We start from the raw sequence: 15,963 nt of genomic DNA on the forward strand, positions 1-15,963 counted from the left end.
CTGGCGCAGGGGCTGCACGCGGTACGCATTGGCGAGTGGGGCTATTACGAAACCGTGCTGGCCCCCTTGGACAAACAGTGGCTGGTAGAGCTGCATTCGCCGCCCGACCCGTTCGACATCAACGTATTGTCCTGGGGGGTGACCGTCTTGATCGGTGCCGCCATGCTCGGCTGCCTGCTGCTGTGGGTGTGGCCGCACTGGCGTGACCTGGAGCGCCTGAAGGAAACCGCACGGCGCCTGGGCCAGGGTCACATGGCCGAGCGTACGCACATCTCGCCGCACTCCAACATCGGTGAGCTGGCCGGGGTGTTCGATACCATGGCCAGCGACCTTGAGCGGCACGTCAACCAGCAACGCGAGCTGCTCAATGCGGTGTCGCACGAGCTGCGTACGCCGTTGACCCGGCTCGACTTCGGCCTGGTGCTGTTGTTCGACGAAGTGCCGCCAGCCAGCCGCAAGCGCTTGCTGGAACTGGTTGGCCATGTGCGCGAGCTGGATGAGCTGGTGCTGGAATTGTTGTCGTACAGCCGGCTGTACAACGCCGACCAGGCCCGCGAGCGGGTCGAGGTGTCGTTGCTGGAACTGGTCGACAGCGTGCTGGGGGGCTTCGCCGAGGAGCTCGATGGCCGTGGCATCCAGTGGGAAGTTCGCGCCGAAAGCGAGCTACCCCGCTTTGTGCTGGACCCGCGGCTCACCGCCCGGGCCGTGCAGAACCTGGTGCGCAATGCCATGCGTTACTGTGACCAAAACCTGTTGCTGCGCTTGTGCCTGGACCAGGACGGCGCGTGCCTGCTGACGGTGGAAGACGACGGTATCGGCATTCCGGTAGCGGAGCGGGAGCGGATCTTCCAGCCGTTCTACCGGCTGGACCGCAGCCGTGACCGGAACACCGGTGGTTTTGGCCTGGGCTTGGCGATCAGCCGGCGTGCGATCGAAGGCCAGGGCGGTACGTTGACTGTCGCACAGTCGGCGCTGGGCGGGGCGCAGTTCCGCATCCGCTTGCCTGCCCGTTAGCAGGCGGCAGGGGCGTACAGGCTTTTTCTTCTCGGCCAGTTCTTGTAGGTTTACAGCTCTTCAAACCAGGGAGCTGAACATGCAAGGCAAGGCACGCAAGATCGTTCAGGCCATTCTTTACGAGGCCATCGCCGTCGCCTGCGTGGCCCCGGCACTGGCGTTGGCGTTCGGCGCCGGCATGGCGCAATCCACAGTGCTGTCGGTGCTGATGTCAGGCATCGCCATGAGCTGGAACATGGGTTACAACTGGGTGTTCGAGCGCTGGGAGGCGCGCCAGCAGCGGCGTGAACGTACGTTCACCCGGCGCCTGCTGCACGCCCTGGGCTTCGAGGGTGGGTTGGTGCTGATCCTGCTGCCGCTGGTGGCCTACTGGCTGAACGTCAGTCTCTGGGCGGCGCTGCTCACCAACCTGGCATTGTTCGTGTTCTTCTTCGTCTACGCCTTCGTGTTCCAGTGGGGCTTCGACAAAGTGTTCGATGTGCCGCTGTCGGCGCAGCAAGCCAAGTGTTGACGTGGGCCTGCGCGGCAGGCTAAGTTCCTGGCCTATGAACACCTACCTACACGTGAACGCCATCATTATTACCGCCATTATCAGCTTGGCGGGCTAGCGCGTACGTGCACCGAACCCGCCCTGGAGGCGGGTTTTTTCTCTCTGACTCCTGGGCAACGTAAAAAAGCCAAGGAGTCATCGATGACCAGCTTCAGCACCCCCCGTACCCCAGCAACCCCCCAGCAACTGCTGTCGGAGCATGTGCGGCGCATTCTTGCCGCGCCGGTGTACGACCTGGCTATCGAAACGCCGCTGCAAGCTGCCCCGGCCTTGTCTGCCCGCCTGGGTAACCAGGTGTTGCTCAAGCGTGAAGACCTGCAGCCGACTTTCTCGTTCAAGATCCGCGGTGCCTACACCCGCCTGTCGCGGCTTGGCACCGCGCAACGCGAGCGCGGGGTCATCACGGCGTCGGCGGGCAACCATGCCCAGGGCGTGGCCCTGGCAGCTGCGCACTTGGGTATGCAGGCCACCATCGTCATGCCCACCACCACACCGTCGTTGAAGGTGGAGGGGGTGCGCTCACGCGGTGGCCATGTGGTGTTGCATGGCGAGAGCTTCCCGCATGCCCTGGCCCATGCCTTGAAACTGGCCGACCAGGCCGGCGCCACCTTCGTGCCGCCGTTCGATGACCCCGATGTCATCGCTGGCCAGGGTACGGTGGCCATGGAAATACTGCGCCAGCACCCGGGTGCGCTGGACGCCATCTTCGTGCCGGTGGGCGGCGGTGGCCTGATCGCCGGTATCGCCGCCTACGTGAAGTACCTGCGCCCCGAGGTAAAAGTGATTGGCGTCGAGCCGGACGACTCCAATTGCCTGCAAGCGGCCATGGCAGCGGGGGAGCGGGTGGTCCTGCCGCAGGTGGGCAGCTTTGCCGATGGGGTGGCGGTGGCGCAGGTCGGCGCGCATTGTTTCGAGTTGTGCCGGCATTTCGTCGACGAGGTGCTGACGGTGAGCAGTGACGAGCTGTGCGCAGCGATCAAGGATATCTATGATGACACCCGTTCCATCACCGAGCCTTCCGGCGCATTGGCGGTGGCCGGGATCAAGCAGTATGTGGCGCAGCACGGTGCACAAGGGCAGACCCTGGTGGCGATCGATTCTGGCGCCAACGTCAACTTCGACCGTTTGCGCCATGTGGCCGAGCGCGCCGAACTGGGCGAGCAGCGCGAGGCAATCATTGCAGTGACCATCCCGGAGCAACCCGGCAGCTTCCGGGCGTTCTGCCAGGCACTAGGGAAACGCCAGATCACCGAGTTCAACTACCGCTACTACCCCGGCCAGCAGGCGCGCCTGTTCGTCGGGGTGCAGACCCACCCGGTGCACGACCCGCGCAAGCAACTGCTGGCCAGCCTGGCTGGGCAGGGTTACAGCGTACAGGACCTGACCGACAACGAGTTGGCCAAGCTGCATGTGCGCCATACCGTGGGCGGTCATGCCGCCCCGGGGGCTACTGAGCGGGTGCTGCGCTTCGAGTTCCCGGAACGGCCAGGCGCGTTGCTGGGTTTTCTGGAGCGCTTGGGCAAGCACTGGAACATCAGCCTGTTCCATTACCGCAACCATGGCGCGGCCCAGGCCCGGGTGCTCGCCGCCCTGGAAGTGCCGGCGCAAGAGCTGGCGGGCTTGCCAATGGCGCTGGATGCCATGGGCTACCAGTACTGGGATGAGACCGACAACCCGGCCTACACACTGTTCCTGGGCTGAGCCGGGTTGGCGGGTACGCGGTCAAGCGGACCCGCCGCGCCGTTCAGCGTGCACCGCGCCCGTAGGCCTGGCTGATGCGGTCGATGACCATGGCCAGGGCGACGATCGCCAGCCCGGCTTCCACACCCTGGCCCACGTTCAAGGTCTGGATACCGGCCAGCACATCCTCACCCAAGCCGCGCGCGCCGATCATCGACGCCACCACCACCATCGACAAGGCCATCATCACCGACTGGTTCAGCCCGGCCATGATGCTGGGCAGCGCCAGCGGCAGGGCTATACGCCGCAACCGCTGCCAGCGGCTGGCGCCCAGCCCATGGGCGGCCTTCAGCAACGACGGGTCGATCTGGCTCAGGCCCAGCTGGGTCAGGCGCACCAAGGGTGGCAGGGCGTAGATCAGGGTGGCGAATACTGCCGGCACCTTGCCCAGCCCAAACAGCATCAGCACCGGGATCAGGTACACGAACGCCGGCAGTGTCTGCATCACATCCAGAACCGGCAGCAACAACCGCCTGGCCAGTGGCCGGGCGGCCAGCAGGATGCCCAGCGGTACGCCAACCAGTACGCACAAACCCGTACTCACCAGCACCAAGGCCAGGGTCTGCAGCAGTTTGTCCCACAGCCCGAGCATACCGATCAGTGCCAGCAGGGCCACCAGCACCGCGCTGCGCAGCAGGCTGCGACTGGCGTGCCAGGCCAGCAGGCCGACCATCGCCAGCAGCAGCCACCAAGGCACAAGGCGCAGCAGGTTCTCCAGCCCGACCAGCACCTGCAGCAACTGGTCCGACACGTTGCGCAAGTGGTCACCGTAGTGCAACACCAGCCAGTCGACCACGCGGTTGACGCTGTCAGCGATGGAAAACTGCAAGGCTTGAGGGAAACCGCCGCTCACAGGCTGGCCTCGACCTTGGCGGCGATATCGGCGGGCAGCCAGGCCTTCCATACCTCGCGGTTATCGCGCAGGAAGGCCAGCGCGGCTTCGCGCGGTGGCGTGCGCTTTTCACTCGTGTTCGCCAGCGCCTGGTTCAGGCGCTGGATTGGCAAGTCGACCTGCTCGAAGACACGCACAAGGTCTGGGTAGCCATCGCGAAAAGCCTTGGACACCCCGATCGACAACTTCGCCGGCAGCGACTGGCTGCCTTGGGGGTTGGGGTTGCTTGCATCGGTTAGGGTGGCCCAGGCGTGGGCATCGAACGGGGGTTCTTGCAGGCGTACGAGCTTGTAACGGCCCATGAGTGGGGTAGGGTTCCAGTAGTAGAACAGCACGGGCTGGCCACGGCGGATGGCCGAGGTGATTTCAGCATCCATGGCGGCACCGGAGCCACTGCGGAAGTTGGTGTACAGCTCATTCAAACCGTAAGCCTTGAGCTTCTGGCTGTTCACGGTTTCGGAGGTCCAGCCGCTGGGGCTGTTGAGGAAGCGGCCTTTGCCGGGCGACTCGGGGTCGCGAAACACCTGCGGGTAGCGCTTGAGGTCCTGGACTTGGCGCAGGTCGGGGGCACTGGGCTCGATACCCCGGGCAGGATCGCCCTCTATGACATAGGCCGGCACCCACCAGCCTTCTTCGGCATTTTTTACCGTGTCGCCCAAGGCGAATACCTGGCCGGCCTGCTCGGCCTTGACCCAGGCGGGGCTGCGCCCGGCCCACTCCTCGGCGATGACCTGAAGGTCGTTACGTGCCAGCGCCACCTCCATGCTGACCGTGCTGCCGGGCAGGGTGTCGGTGGGGTAGCCGTAGCCGCGCTCGACAATCAGCCGCAATATCTCGGTGGTGAGTGCGCCGCTTTCCCAGCTGATGGCGCCGAAATGAATGGGGGCGGGCTGGTCGGCCGCTGCTGCGCTATCGGTGCTGGCCAGGCCAACAGTCAGCAGCAGCCCGGCCAGGAGCGCGGGGATTGTTTTCATGTGCACCTCGTCGTCGACAGTGCGGCAAGTGTAGACGACGAGGTTGGGCTGCCCTGGGGGCCACTGGCGCCCCCAATGCTTCAGACGCGGAACTGGTCCATCAGCGCCTGCTGCTGGTTGGCCAGGCTGTTCAGCGACTGGCTGACCCGGGCTGACTCATTGGCCTGGCCGGACAGCGATTCGGTCACGTCACGAATGGTGGCCACGTTGCTGTTGATTTCCTCGGCCACCGCGCTTTGTTCCTCGGCGGCCGAGGCAATCTGCAGGTTCATGTCGGTGATCACCGTCACCGCCTGGCCGATGCGCTGCAGCGCGGTCACCGCCTGGCCGACCTGCTCGACACCGCCCTGCGCCTGGCGGTGGCTCTGGTCCATGGCTCCGACCACTTCGCGGGTGCCGTTCTGCAGCGCCTCGATCACCTGGCGGGTTTCTTCCACCGACTCCTGGGTGCGTTGGGCGAGGTTGCGCACCTCGTCCGCGACCACGGCAAAGCCCCGGCCGGCCTCGCCGGCGCGCGCTGCCTCGATGGCGGCGTTGAGCGCCAGCAGGTTGGTCTGTTCGGCAATCGAGCGGATCACTTCCAGCACCGAACCGATCTTCTCGCTGTTCTGTGCCAGGCCCTCGACCTCGGCCATGGCATCGCTCATGTTGGCGGCCAGGGCGTCGATGCTGCTGGTGGTCCGATCGATCACCGCCAGGCCTTCACGGGTGGCCTGGTCGGCATCGCGTGCCGCCTGGGCGGCCTGGGCGGCGCTGCGTGCCACATCCTGGGCGGTGGCGCTCATTTCATGCGAAGCGGTGGCTACCTGGTCGACCTGGCGGTACTGCTGCTCCATGCCGGCGCTGGTTTCAGTCGCGATCGCCGAAGACTGGTCGGCGGTACCCCGGGCGGCCTGCACCGAGCGTTTCACCTCGGCGATGGTCGGTTGCAGCTTGTCGAGAAAACGGTTGAACCAGCCGGCCAGTTCACCGAGTTCGTCCTGCTTCTGGTAAGCCAGGCGCCGGGTGAGGTCACCTTCGCCGCTGGCGATATCCTTGAGCATGGCGGCCACGCCAAGAATCGGCCGGGTGACCCCGCGCGCCATCAGCCATACCAGCAGCAGGCCGGCGATCGCGGCAGCCAGGCCCAGGCCGAGTTCCAGCAAGGTTCCGCTGGTGTTCAGTGTGTCCAGTTCCTGCTTCAGTGCTTCAGCGGGGCCGGTCAGGGCATTTTCCGGCACATCCAGCAACACGCCCCAGGGCTGGGCATCAGGGATTGGCCGGAACGCGGCCAGCACTTTCAGGCGCTGCTGGTCATGCAGGATGCTCAGCTTGCCAGCGGCCAGCCTGCGCACCAGTTCGGCGCCATGGGCCGGGTCGACCTGGTCGACGCGCTGGGCCAGCTTGCTGGCGTCGGCGCTGTAGCCGGCCAGCAGGCCGACCGGGCTGAGAATGCCGACCCGGGTGCGGCCCTCGTACAGGTTGCGGCTGGCCTCTTCGCTGAGTGCCTGCAGGCTGTTGAGGTTGATGTCGATGGACAGCGTGGCGATGATCTTGCCATTGACCGTCAGCGGGAAAACGATACTGGTCATCAGCACTTGCTGGCCGTCGATGGCATAGAAGTACGGCTCCACCACACACACCTTGCCGGTAGTGCGCGGGCATACCCACCAGGTGTTGGCCGGCTGGCCACTGGGGCCGATCTCGGTGTTGGCCATGTCATGTTCAGGCAGTGCCATAGCCGTCAGCTGGCCGGCACGCGGCTGCGACCAGTACAGGGCGAAGCGCCCTGTCTCGTTGCTGCCCAGTTCCGGTTTGTCGGCGAACAGGTTGTCCTTGTTGTCCAGTGCATTGGGCTCGAACACCAGTGACAGGCCAAGCAGGTCGGGGTTGGCCTGCAAGGCGGCGCGTACCTGGCGCGTCATGTCCTCGCGCAGGTCGAAGGCATCGAGAAAGCGCTTTTCGGCCTGTTCGCGCAGGAACAGCACCTGGCGGGCGAAACCGGCACCGTACTGGTAGGCGTCCATGAACTGGCGGCGAATGTTCAACGCCTGTACTTCACCTTGCGACTCGATGCGCGACTGCGCCGCCTCGGTCAACATCTGCATGCTGCTGGCCTTGACCAGGTCCGAGCTGTGGTCCATGCGGTACAGCGACAGGCCGACGAGCAGGGTGACGATGCTGGCCAGGCAAAGGCCGGCGAGCAGAGTGATCTTCCACTGGATGGAGAGTTGTCGCAAAGGCATGGGGCGGTTCCCTTTTTCAATGCAGTAAGGGTTATGGCTTTGGGCAGGGTGGGCAGGTCGTGGGGGCAGGCAAGTGGCCCCAACATCACCGTATCGGCGCTGTAGGATTTTTCTTTATTCAAACATTCAATTTAAATTTTTCGCCGGTGAAATCCGCCGCAACCTGGCAATTTTGACATCTGCCGCCCACTGCTTCAGAGTTCGCGCTTTTTTCTGTCGTAAAGAGGTAAGCCCACCATGAATGCAGTGATCGCCGCGGTCGGCATCATGCTGATACTCAGCCTGTCCCGCGTGCACGTGGTCATCGCCCTGATCATTGGCGCCCTCGTCGGCGGCCTGACCGGTGGCCTGGGAATGGAAGGCACACTCAAGGCCTTCAACGGCGGCCTCGGTGGTGGGGCCACGGTGGCCTTGTCCTATGCATTGCTGGGCGCCTTTGCCGTGGCGATCGCCAAGTCCGGCCTGGCCCATGCCCTGGCCGACCGCGCCCTGGCCATGATCGACCGCCAGGGCCATGCCAATGCTGGCAAGCTCAAGTGGCTGATGATCGGCCTGATGCTGGCGGTGGCGGTGTCGTCGCAGAACATCCTGCCCATTCACATCGCCTTCATCCCGCTGCTGGTGCCGCCGCTGCTGTATGTGCTGACCCGCCTGCGCATCGACCGGCGGCTCATCGCCTGCGTGATCACCTTCGGCCTGATTACCCCCTACATGTTCCTGCCGGTGGGCTTTGGCAACATTTTCCTCAACGAAATCCTGTTGGCCAACGTGGCCCGCGCCGGTGTCGACGTGAGCGGCGTCAACGTCACCCACGCCATGGCGATCCCGGCTGCCGGCATGCTTGTCGGCCTGTTGCTGGCCGTGTTCGTCAGCTACCGCAAGAAACGCGACTACGACCTGGCACGCATTGCCCAGGTGGAGCAGGTGAGCGTGCAGTACAACCCGGTGACGCTGCTGGTGGCCGGGCTGGCGATTGCGGCCGCGTTCATCGTGCAACTGCTGCTCGATTCGATGATCATCGGCGCCATGGTCGGCTTTCTGATCTTCTCGTTGTCGGGCATCGTCAAGTGGCGCGACACCGACGACCTGTTCACCGAGGGCATGAAGATGATGGCCATGATCGGCTTCATCATGATCGCTGCCTCGGGCTTTGCCGAGGTGATGAAGGCCACGGGCGAGGTGAACAGCCTGGTGCAGGCTTCGGCGCAGTGGATCGACCACAGCAAGGGCGTAGGTGCCTTGCTGATGCTGTTGGTGGGGCTGCTGGTGACCATGGGCATCGGTTCGTCGTTTTCCACCGTGCCGATCCTGGCTGCGATCTTCGTACCACTGTGCGTCCAACTGGGCTTCGACCCGCTGGCCACGGTATGCATCGTCGGCACTGCCGGTGCCCTGGGTGATGCCGGCTCGCCGGCGTCGGACTCCACCCTGGGGCCGACCTCCGGGCTCAACGTGGATGGCCAGCACCACCACATCTGGGACACCGTGATCCCGACCTTCATCCATTACAACCTGCCGTTGCTGGCGTTCGGCTGGCTGGCGGCCATGACCTTGTAGGCGGGGCGGGCGTCAGCCTTTGCCAGGCGGCGGCGAAATGCGGTTGAGCACGGTGCTGCCGTCCTTGCTGCGGGTCAGGTAGACCGGCAGCACCTTGGGCAGGTTGTTGACCAGGCGTTCCACCTCGCGGGTATTGTAGACACCGCTGATGCGGATGCGCCCGGTGCTGGCATCGGCCAGCCGCAACGGCGCGTCGAGGTAGCGGTTGATCACCGGTAGTGCCTGTTCCAGGCTGAGGTTGTCGAGCACCAGCTTGCCGCTGCGCCAGGCCAGGCTATTGCCGACGTCGCCGCTCTGTTCCAGTTGCGGTTCGAAGTCGCCCTTGTGGTAGCTGGCCTGCATGCCAGGGCCAAGGCGATAGCCGCCGGCGCTGCCGTCGCTGGAGACCAGCACCGAACCTTCCAGCAACGTGACCTTGACCTGATCACGATACTTCCACACGTTGAACTGGGTGCCGGTCACGCGCGTCTGGCCGCGGCCGGCGCGCACGATGAACGGGTGGCTGCTGTCGTGCCAGACCTTGAAGAACGCTTCGCCACGCTTGAGTGTGACCTGGCGCTGGTCCTTGTAATTGAGGAAGGTCAGCTCGCTGTGCAGGTTGAGTTGCACCTGGCTGCCGTCGCTCAGGACCACGCTCTGCATGTGGTCAGTCGCTTCGAAGTGCTGGTAGCGATTGGGCAACCAACCCTGTTCCCAGCCGAACCAGCCCGCCAGTGGCAGCACGGCCAGGGCGATGGCGGCGGCAGAAGCCAGGGGCCGCCAGTTACGCCGGCGCCTGATGGCGATGGCCGCTGGGTTGACGTCCATGATCGTGGCGGTGCGCGGCAGCAGGTCGGCGGTTTGCCAGATTTCCAGCATGGCCTGGTATTCATCGGCATGCCTGGGGTCGGCCGCCTGCCAACGCAGGAATGCCTCGCGCTCGGCCGCCGTGCAATCGTCTGCATGCAAGCGCATGCACCAATGCGCGGCGGCGTCGGTGATCGCATCGTCAGGGGTGGGCTTGAGGCGGTTTTGGTTCATTGCGGCTCCGGGTTTTGCGCATTCTACCCTTGCGCATGGGCCCCGGAGAACCTGGGTAATGGCGAATGACTATCAGTTGTGCCGGTTTTCCGCTGGAATTGCAACGGTTTTGAGCGTTTGAGAACCTTTCGCGCCCGCCGTCAGAACTGCGCTGCTGCCAGCCCGTACAGGCTGGCACTGCCTGCGCGAATGCTGGCCTCCAGTGCCAACTCGCGCGGCAACACCCGCTGGAAGAAAAAGTCCGCACAGGCCAGCTTGGCGCCGTAAAACCCGCTGTCTTCATGCTGTTTGGCCAACGCCACCGCCGCCATGCGTGCCCACATATAGGCATACGCGGTGAGCCCGAACAGCTGCAGGTACTCCACCGCCACCGCACTGACCAGGTTCGCGTCTTCAGTGGCGCGTGCCTGCAACCACGCGCTGGTGGCCTCCAGCCGTGTCAGGCTTGCCTGCAAGGCTGCCCGGTGCAGTGGGGCTTCCAGGCTGAACGCCCGTACCTCGGCGGCGAAGCTGGCCAGTGCCTGGCCGCCGTCAGCCAGCACCTTGCGCCCCAGCAAGTCGAGTGCCTGGATGCCGTTGGTGCCTTCGTAGATCTGCGCGATGCGCACATCCCGTACCCGTTGCTCCTGGCCCCATTCGCGAATGTAGCCGTGGCCACCGTACACCTGCTGGCCGAGCACGCAGCTTTCCAGGCCGTTGTCGGTGAAGAACGCCTTGGCCACCGGGGTCAACAGCGCCACCATGCGCTGGGCCTGCTCGCGTTCACTGCCAGCTTCGGCATAGCGCGCCAGGTCGAGCTGCTGGCCCACATAGGCGGCAAACGCCCGGCCCCCTTCGGTGAGGGTGCGCATGGTCAGCAGCATGCGCCGCACATCGCCGTGGTGGATGATCGGGTCGGCGGCCTTGTCCCGCAGCTGCGGGCCCACGGCGGCGCGGCTCTGCAGGCGCTCGTTGGCGTAGCGGGCAGCCGCCTGGTACGACGCTTCGGCACAGCCGATGCCCTGGATGCCGATCGACAGGCGTTCATAGTTCATCATGGTGAACATGGCCGCCAGGCCCTTGTTCGGGGCGCCCACCAGATAACCCGTGGCTGCGTCGAAATTCATCACGCAGGTGGCCGAGGCCTTGATGCCCATCTTGTGTTCGATCGAGCCGCAGTGGGCAGCATTGCGCTCGCCCAGCCGGCCATTGGCGTCAACCAGGAACTTGGGCACCAGGAACAACGAGATGCCCTTGGCACCGGCGGGCGCATCGGGCAGCTTGGCCAGCACCAGGTGGATGATGTTCTCGGTCAGGTCCTGCTCGCCGCCGGTGATGAAGATCTTGCTCCCGGTGATGCGGTAGCTGCCGTCGGCCTGGGCTTCGGCGCGGCTGCGGATCAACCCCAGGTCGGTGCCGGCATGCGGCTCGGTCAGGCACATGGTGCCGGCCCAGCGGCCTTGGTACAGGGGCGGCAGGTAAGTGGCCTTGAGCGCCTCGCTGGCGTGCGCATCGATCGCCAGGCAACTGCCAGCGCTCAGCGCCGAATACAAGCTGAAGCTGCAGTCGGCAGCGTAGAGCATCTCTTCGAACAGCACCCCCAGCATCTTCGGCATGCCCATGCCGCCATAGGCCGGGTTGCCGCCCAGGCCGACCCAGCCGCCCTCGCGGTAGATGTTCCACGCCTCGCGGAAGCCATCGGGCGTCGTGACGCTGCCGGCGTCGAAGCGCACGCCTTGCTCGTCACCCTGGCGGCTGAGCGGGGCGATCAGCTGGCTGCTGACCTTGGCCGCTTCTTCCAGAATGGCGTCGGCGGTGTCGGCGTCTATGTGCTCGGCCAGGGCCGGCAGGCGCGCCCACAGGGCCGGGGCATTGAATACATCGTGCAGTACGAAGCGCATGTCGCGCAGGGGGGCAGAGTAGGTGGTCATCGGCGGCTCTTGAAAAATGGCACATCAGGGTTGGCCCTTCGCGGCTGATCCCGCTCGCGCAACAGCGGGCGCAGGTGGGTCAAGCCGCAACAGGCCCCATGGGGTCAGAGGGTTCTGGCGCGGTCGCGCAGCAAGTACTTCTGGATCTTGCCGGTGGAGGTCTTGGGCAGCTCACCGAACACCACCGTCTTCGGCACCTTGAACCCGGCCAGGTGCTCGCGGCACCAACTGCTGATGTCGGCTTCGCGGGTGTCTTCGCGGCCGGGCTTGAGGGCGACGAAGGCGCACGGAGTTTCGCCCCACTTTTCGTCCGGGCGGGCCACCACGGCGGCCTCCAGCACTGCCGGGTGCTTGTACAGTGCGTCCTCGACTTCGATGGTGGAGATATTCTCGCCGCCGGAAATGATGATGTCCTTGAGCCGGTCCTTGATCTCCACATAGCCATCGGCGTGCCACACGGCCAGGTCGCCGGTATGGAACCAGCCCCCACGGAAGGCTTCAGCGGTAGCTTCCGGGTTTTTCAGGTAGCCCTTCATCACGGTATTGCCGCGCATGAAGATCTCGCCCAGGGTGTTGCCGTCGCGCGGCACGGGTTCGAGGCTTTGCGGGTCCGCGACCATCAGCCCGTCGAGGGTGGGGTAGCGCACCCCCTGGCGGGCCTTGATTTGCGCACGCTCTTCCAGCGTCAGCGCATCCCATTCCTCGTGCCAGGCGCACACGGTAACCGGGCCGTAGACCTCGGTCAGGCCATAGGTGTGGGTCACCTTGATGCCCATTTGCTCGACGGCACCAATGACCTTGGCCGGGGGCGCTGCGCCGGCCACCATCGCCTGCACCGGGTGCTCGATGGCAGCCTTGGCTGCCTCGGGCATGTTGACCAGGGCGTTGAGTACGATCGGCGCACCGCACAGGTGGCTGACCCGGTGTTCGCGGATCAGGTTCAGGACCTTTTGCGGGTCGACCCGGCGCAGGAACACGTGGGTGCCGGCCAGGGCGGTGATGGTCCAGGGGTAGCACCAGCCGTTGCAGTGGAACATCGGCAAGGTCCACAGGTACACCGGGCGATGGCCCATGGCCCAGGTCATCTGGTTGCCAATGGCGTTCAGGTACGCGCCACGGTGGTGATAGACCACGCCCTTGGGGTTGCCGGTAGTACCGGAGGTGTAGTTGAGCGAAATGGCCTGCCACTCGTCATCCGGCCAGTCCCAGGCAAACGCCGGGTCGCCCTCGGCAAGCAGGGCTTCATAGTCCAACGTGCTGACTGCGCGGCCCTCACCGTATTCCGGGTCATCCACATCCACCACCAGTGGCGGGTGCTCGAGCAGGGCCAGGGCGGCTGCGATGACCGTGTGGAATTCGCGGTCGGTGATCAGCACCTTGGCTTCGCCATGCTGCAGCATGAAGGCAATGGCCTCGGCGTCCAGGCGCACATTCAGGGTATTGAGTACGGCACCGGTCATCGGCACGCCGAAATGCGCTTCGAGCATGGCCGGGATATTCGGCAGCATGACCGCTACCGTGTCGCCACGGCCAATGCCGCGGCCGACCAGGGCGCTGGCCAGGCGTCGGCAGCGTTGGTAGATTTCCTGCCAGTTACGGCGGATGGCACCGTGAATGACCGCGGGGTAGTCGCCGTACACGGCGGCGGTGCGCTCGATGAAACTCAGCGGGGTGAGGGCGACATGGTTGACGGCAGCGGGCTGCAGGCCCTGGGCATAGATCGACATGCGGTAGTCCTGTAAGGGAGGCAGGCGCAGCGGCTGCTGCCTGGCCCCCGGTGGCTGATTGTTAGCTCTGTTCAGGGTGCACAGGGAGGCGCACGGTGGGGCGCTCCCTCTGTCGCATTTTTACGCGAATGGCTATGGTAATAGGAATATCGACCATAGCAATATAGTAGAAATACTATATAGGAGCCGTTCAACGTGGATCAACCTGCCGCCTGCCTGCTGGCCATGGACCCACAACCGAGCCTGCTGCTGACCGCCGATGCCAGCGTGGTGGCGCTGAACCCGGCCTTGCAGGCCTGGGTTGCCGAGGGGCCTACGTTGCGTGCTTGGCTACCGGCCAACTGTACGGCGCTGGTCCGCGCCTGCCTGCGCCAGCACCGCGCAATCAGCGACGTGGAGGTACAGGTCGGTGCGCGCACCGTGCTCTGGACCTTCATGCCGGACGACCAGGGCCAGCAGGTGCTGGGCCGCTGCCGTGACGCCAGCGAGGAGCGCCAGGGGGCACGCGAAGCCAGCCGTGCCAGGCGCCTGTACCGGTTGATCATCGAGAACACCACCGACCTGATTTCGCGGCACAGCCCCGATGGCCGTTTTCTCGATGCCTCACCGGCCGCCCACCGTCTGTTGGGCCTTTGGCCTGAGCAACTGCGTGGCAGGCTGGTGCATGGCCTGCTGCACCCGCGGGAGCGCCGCCAGGTGCTGCGCCAGGCCGCCGCTGCACTGGACCAGGACGGCTACCACACCATGACTTGCCGGGTGCGCCAGGCCAGCGGGGGCTACCGTTGGTTCGAGATCGCCAGCCGGGCGATCCGCGAAACCTACACGGGCGCGGTGGTGGAGGTGGTCAGCGTGTCTCGCGACATCACCTTGCGAATCGAAGCCCAGGAGAACCTGGCGCACAGCGCGCGGCTGGCCACCCTGGGTGAACTGGCTTCGGGCATTGCCCATGAGCTCAACCAGCCGCTGGCTGCCGTGGTCAACTATGCCAACGCCAGTCAGCGCTACCTGCACAGCCTGGGGCGTGACCCGCAAGCCCTGGAGCGGGTGGGGCAGGGCCTGCAGCGTATCAGCGAGCAGGCTACCCATGCCGCCGAAGTGATCCGCCGCCTGCGCGCGTTCCTGCGCAAGGGGCCGCGGCGCCTGCAGGCGCTGGACGTGGCTGAAGTGGCTGGCGAAGCCATGCGCCTGTGCGCCTGGGAGGCCGCCCGTGACCAGGTGCAGATCGAGCTACGCGTCAGCGCGCAACTGCCTTCGGTGTACGCCGACCGGGTGCTGTTGGAGCAGGTGCTGCTCAACTTGCTGCGCAATGCCATAGAGGCCAACCGTGAACACCACGGCGAGCGGCCATCGCATATCCTGCTTGGCGCAACGCGGGATGGCGACGGCGTGCTGGTCGAAGTCGCCGACCAGGGCACAGGGGGCGCGCCTGAACGCCTGGACGCAATTTTTACGCCGTTCACCACCAGCAAGGCGGAGGGTTTGGGCCTGGGGTTGAGCATGAGCCGCAGCCTGATCGAAGGCTTCGGCGGCAGCCTGTGGGCGCGGGTGGGGGACAACGGTGGTCTGGTATTGTGCTGCCGGCTGGTGGTCAGCAGGCGCTAAGGGGAGCTGCGGTGCAAGCAAAAGTCTATGTGGTCGATGACGACCAGGGGATGCGTGATTCGACCGTCTGGTTGCTGCAGTCGGTAGGCCTGCAGGCGTTGCCATTTGCCACCGGGCAGGCGTTTCTGGAGGCGTGCGTTGACGACGGGCCTGCCTGCGTGCTCCTGGATGTGCGCATGCCGGGGCTCGGTGGCCTTGCCGTGCAGCAGGCCATGCAAGCGCGTGGGCTGGCCCTGCCGGTGGTGTTCGTCAGCGGGCATGCCGATGTGCCCATCGTGGTACGGGCGTTCAAGGCGGGCGCCTGTGACTTCATCGAAAAGCCCTACAACGATCAGTTGCTGCTCGACAGTGTGCAGGCCGCACTGGAGCGCGCGGGGCGGGTACGCCAGGGCGATCAGGCGCTGGCGCAGGTGCAGGCGCGTATCGACAGCCTCACACCGCGAGAGCGTGACGTGTTCGTGCCGTTGGCCCAAGGGCTGAGCAACCGTGAAATCGCCGAACGCCTGGGCATCAGTGTGAAAACCGTCGACCTTTACCGCGGCCGGGTAATGAAGCGGCTCCAGGCGGCCAGCCTGGCAGAGCTGGTGGGCATGGCCATAGCCTGCGGGGCGGTCGAAGCGTTGGGGCTGCGGGCTCGGCAGTAGCAACGCGGGTGGCGCCATGGCCAAGGGCGGGGCTTGCGCAAGCCACGACCGTGGGTACCGAACGGGCTGAATGATGAAATTTTGCATAGCAAGCTAATCAAGGCTTTG

At 65.2% G+C, this 15,963-nt stretch carries 12 protein-coding genes; 6 read left to right on the forward strand and 6 right to left on the reverse strand.

Translation table 11 applies throughout. The features are described 5' to 3' along the window. The 3 genes from APH30_RS19940 to ilvA all read left to right on the forward strand — a co-directional run. On the forward strand, positions 1 to 1,014 hold a 1,014-nt coding region (locus APH30_RS19940), incomplete at its 5' end, for an ATP-binding protein (protein WP_054913543.1). Positions 1,015 to 1,093: 79 nt separating this feature from the next. After that, positions 1,094 to 1,525 (forward strand): PACE efflux transporter, encoded by a 432-nt coding sequence (locus APH30_RS19945; protein ID WP_009686655.1) that lies wholly within the window; start codon positions 1,094 to 1,096, stop codon positions 1,523 to 1,525. A 180-nt stretch (positions 1,526 to 1,705) separates the two neighbouring features. Further along, the gene (gene ilvA / locus APH30_RS19950) at positions 1,706 to 3,265 is read left to right on the forward strand and encodes a threonine ammonia-lyase, biosynthetic (RefSeq protein WP_054913544.1); all 1,560 of its coding nucleotides are present in this window, start codon (positions 1,706 to 1,708) and stop codon (positions 3,263 to 3,265) included. A gap of 43 nt (positions 3,266 to 3,308) precedes the next feature. Here ilvA and APH30_RS19955 read toward each other — a convergent pair whose 3' ends face one another. The 3 genes from APH30_RS19955 to APH30_RS19965 all read right to left on the reverse strand — a co-directional run bounded on the left by APH30_RS19955 (position 3,309) and on the right by APH30_RS19965 (position 7,395). Further along, a complete protein-coding gene (locus APH30_RS19955; protein WP_029884850.1) occupies positions 3,309 to 4,157 on the reverse strand; it encodes a proline/glycine betaine ABC transporter permease in 849 nt (282 codons plus the stop codon). Beyond that, positions 4,154 to 5,170, reverse strand: coding sequence for an ABC transporter substrate-binding protein (locus APH30_RS19960; protein WP_054913545.1), 1,017 nt, complete (start codon positions 5,168 to 5,170; stop codon positions 4,154 to 4,156). The genes APH30_RS19955 and APH30_RS19960 overlap by 4 nt, the downstream gene beginning before the upstream one ends. Before the next feature lie 80 nt (positions 5,171 to 5,250). Next, the gene (locus APH30_RS19965; protein ID WP_054904447.1) at positions 5,251 to 7,395 is read right to left on the reverse strand and encodes a methyl-accepting chemotaxis protein; all 2,145 of its coding nucleotides are present in this window, start codon (positions 7,393 to 7,395) and stop codon (positions 5,251 to 5,253) included. 237 nt (positions 7,396 to 7,632) lie between these two features. On the opposite strand from APH30_RS19965, the gene APH30_RS19970 reads away from it, so the two are divergent. Then, a complete protein-coding gene (locus tag APH30_RS19970; RefSeq protein ID WP_054904446.1) occupies positions 7,633 to 8,952 on the forward strand; it encodes a Na+/H+ antiporter family protein in 1,320 nt (439 codons plus the stop codon). Positions 8,953 to 8,964: 12 nt separating this feature from the next. On the opposite strand, the gene APH30_RS19975 is transcribed toward APH30_RS19970, so the two are convergent. The 3 genes from APH30_RS19975 to APH30_RS19985 form a co-directional block, all read right to left on the reverse strand. Continuing rightward, entirely contained in the window at positions 8,965 to 9,972 is a 1,008-nt protein-coding gene (locus APH30_RS19975) for a FecR family protein (RefSeq protein WP_054913546.1), read from the reverse strand. Between the two features lie 140 nt (positions 9,973 to 10,112). Continuing rightward, on the reverse strand, positions 10,113 to 11,882 hold the full coding sequence (locus APH30_RS19980) for an acyl-CoA dehydrogenase C-terminal domain-containing protein (RefSeq protein WP_054913547.1): 1,770 nt from the start codon (positions 11,880 to 11,882) through the stop codon (positions 10,113 to 10,115). A 104-nt stretch (positions 11,883 to 11,986) separates the two neighbouring features. Next, the gene (locus APH30_RS19985) at positions 11,987 to 13,609 is read right to left on the reverse strand and encodes an acyl-CoA synthetase (RefSeq protein WP_054913548.1); all 1,623 of its coding nucleotides are present in this window, start codon (positions 13,607 to 13,609) and stop codon (positions 11,987 to 11,989) included. Positions 13,610 to 13,834: 225 nt separating this feature from the next. On the opposite strand from APH30_RS19985, the gene APH30_RS19990 reads away from it, so the two are divergent. Both APH30_RS19990 and APH30_RS19995 read left to right on the forward strand, forming a co-directional pair. After that, complete coding sequence (locus tag APH30_RS19990) at positions 13,835 to 15,211, forward strand: sensor histidine kinase (RefSeq protein ID WP_156326578.1); 1,377 nt, start codon at positions 13,835 to 13,837, stop codon at positions 15,209 to 15,211. Between the two features lie 11 nt (positions 15,212 to 15,222). Continuing rightward, the gene (locus APH30_RS19995; RefSeq protein ID WP_082416219.1) at positions 15,223 to 15,855 is read left to right on the forward strand and encodes a response regulator transcription factor; all 633 of its coding nucleotides are present in this window, start codon (positions 15,223 to 15,225) and stop codon (positions 15,853 to 15,855) included. Positions 15,856 to 15,963 lie beyond the last annotated feature (108 nt).

Origin of the sequence: Pseudomonas sp. NBRC 111127 (genome assembly GCF_001320345.1) — a bacterium.
In the GTDB taxonomy this organism is placed as follows: Bacteria; Pseudomonadota; Gammaproteobacteria; order Pseudomonadales; family Pseudomonadaceae; genus Aquipseudomonas; species Aquipseudomonas juntendi.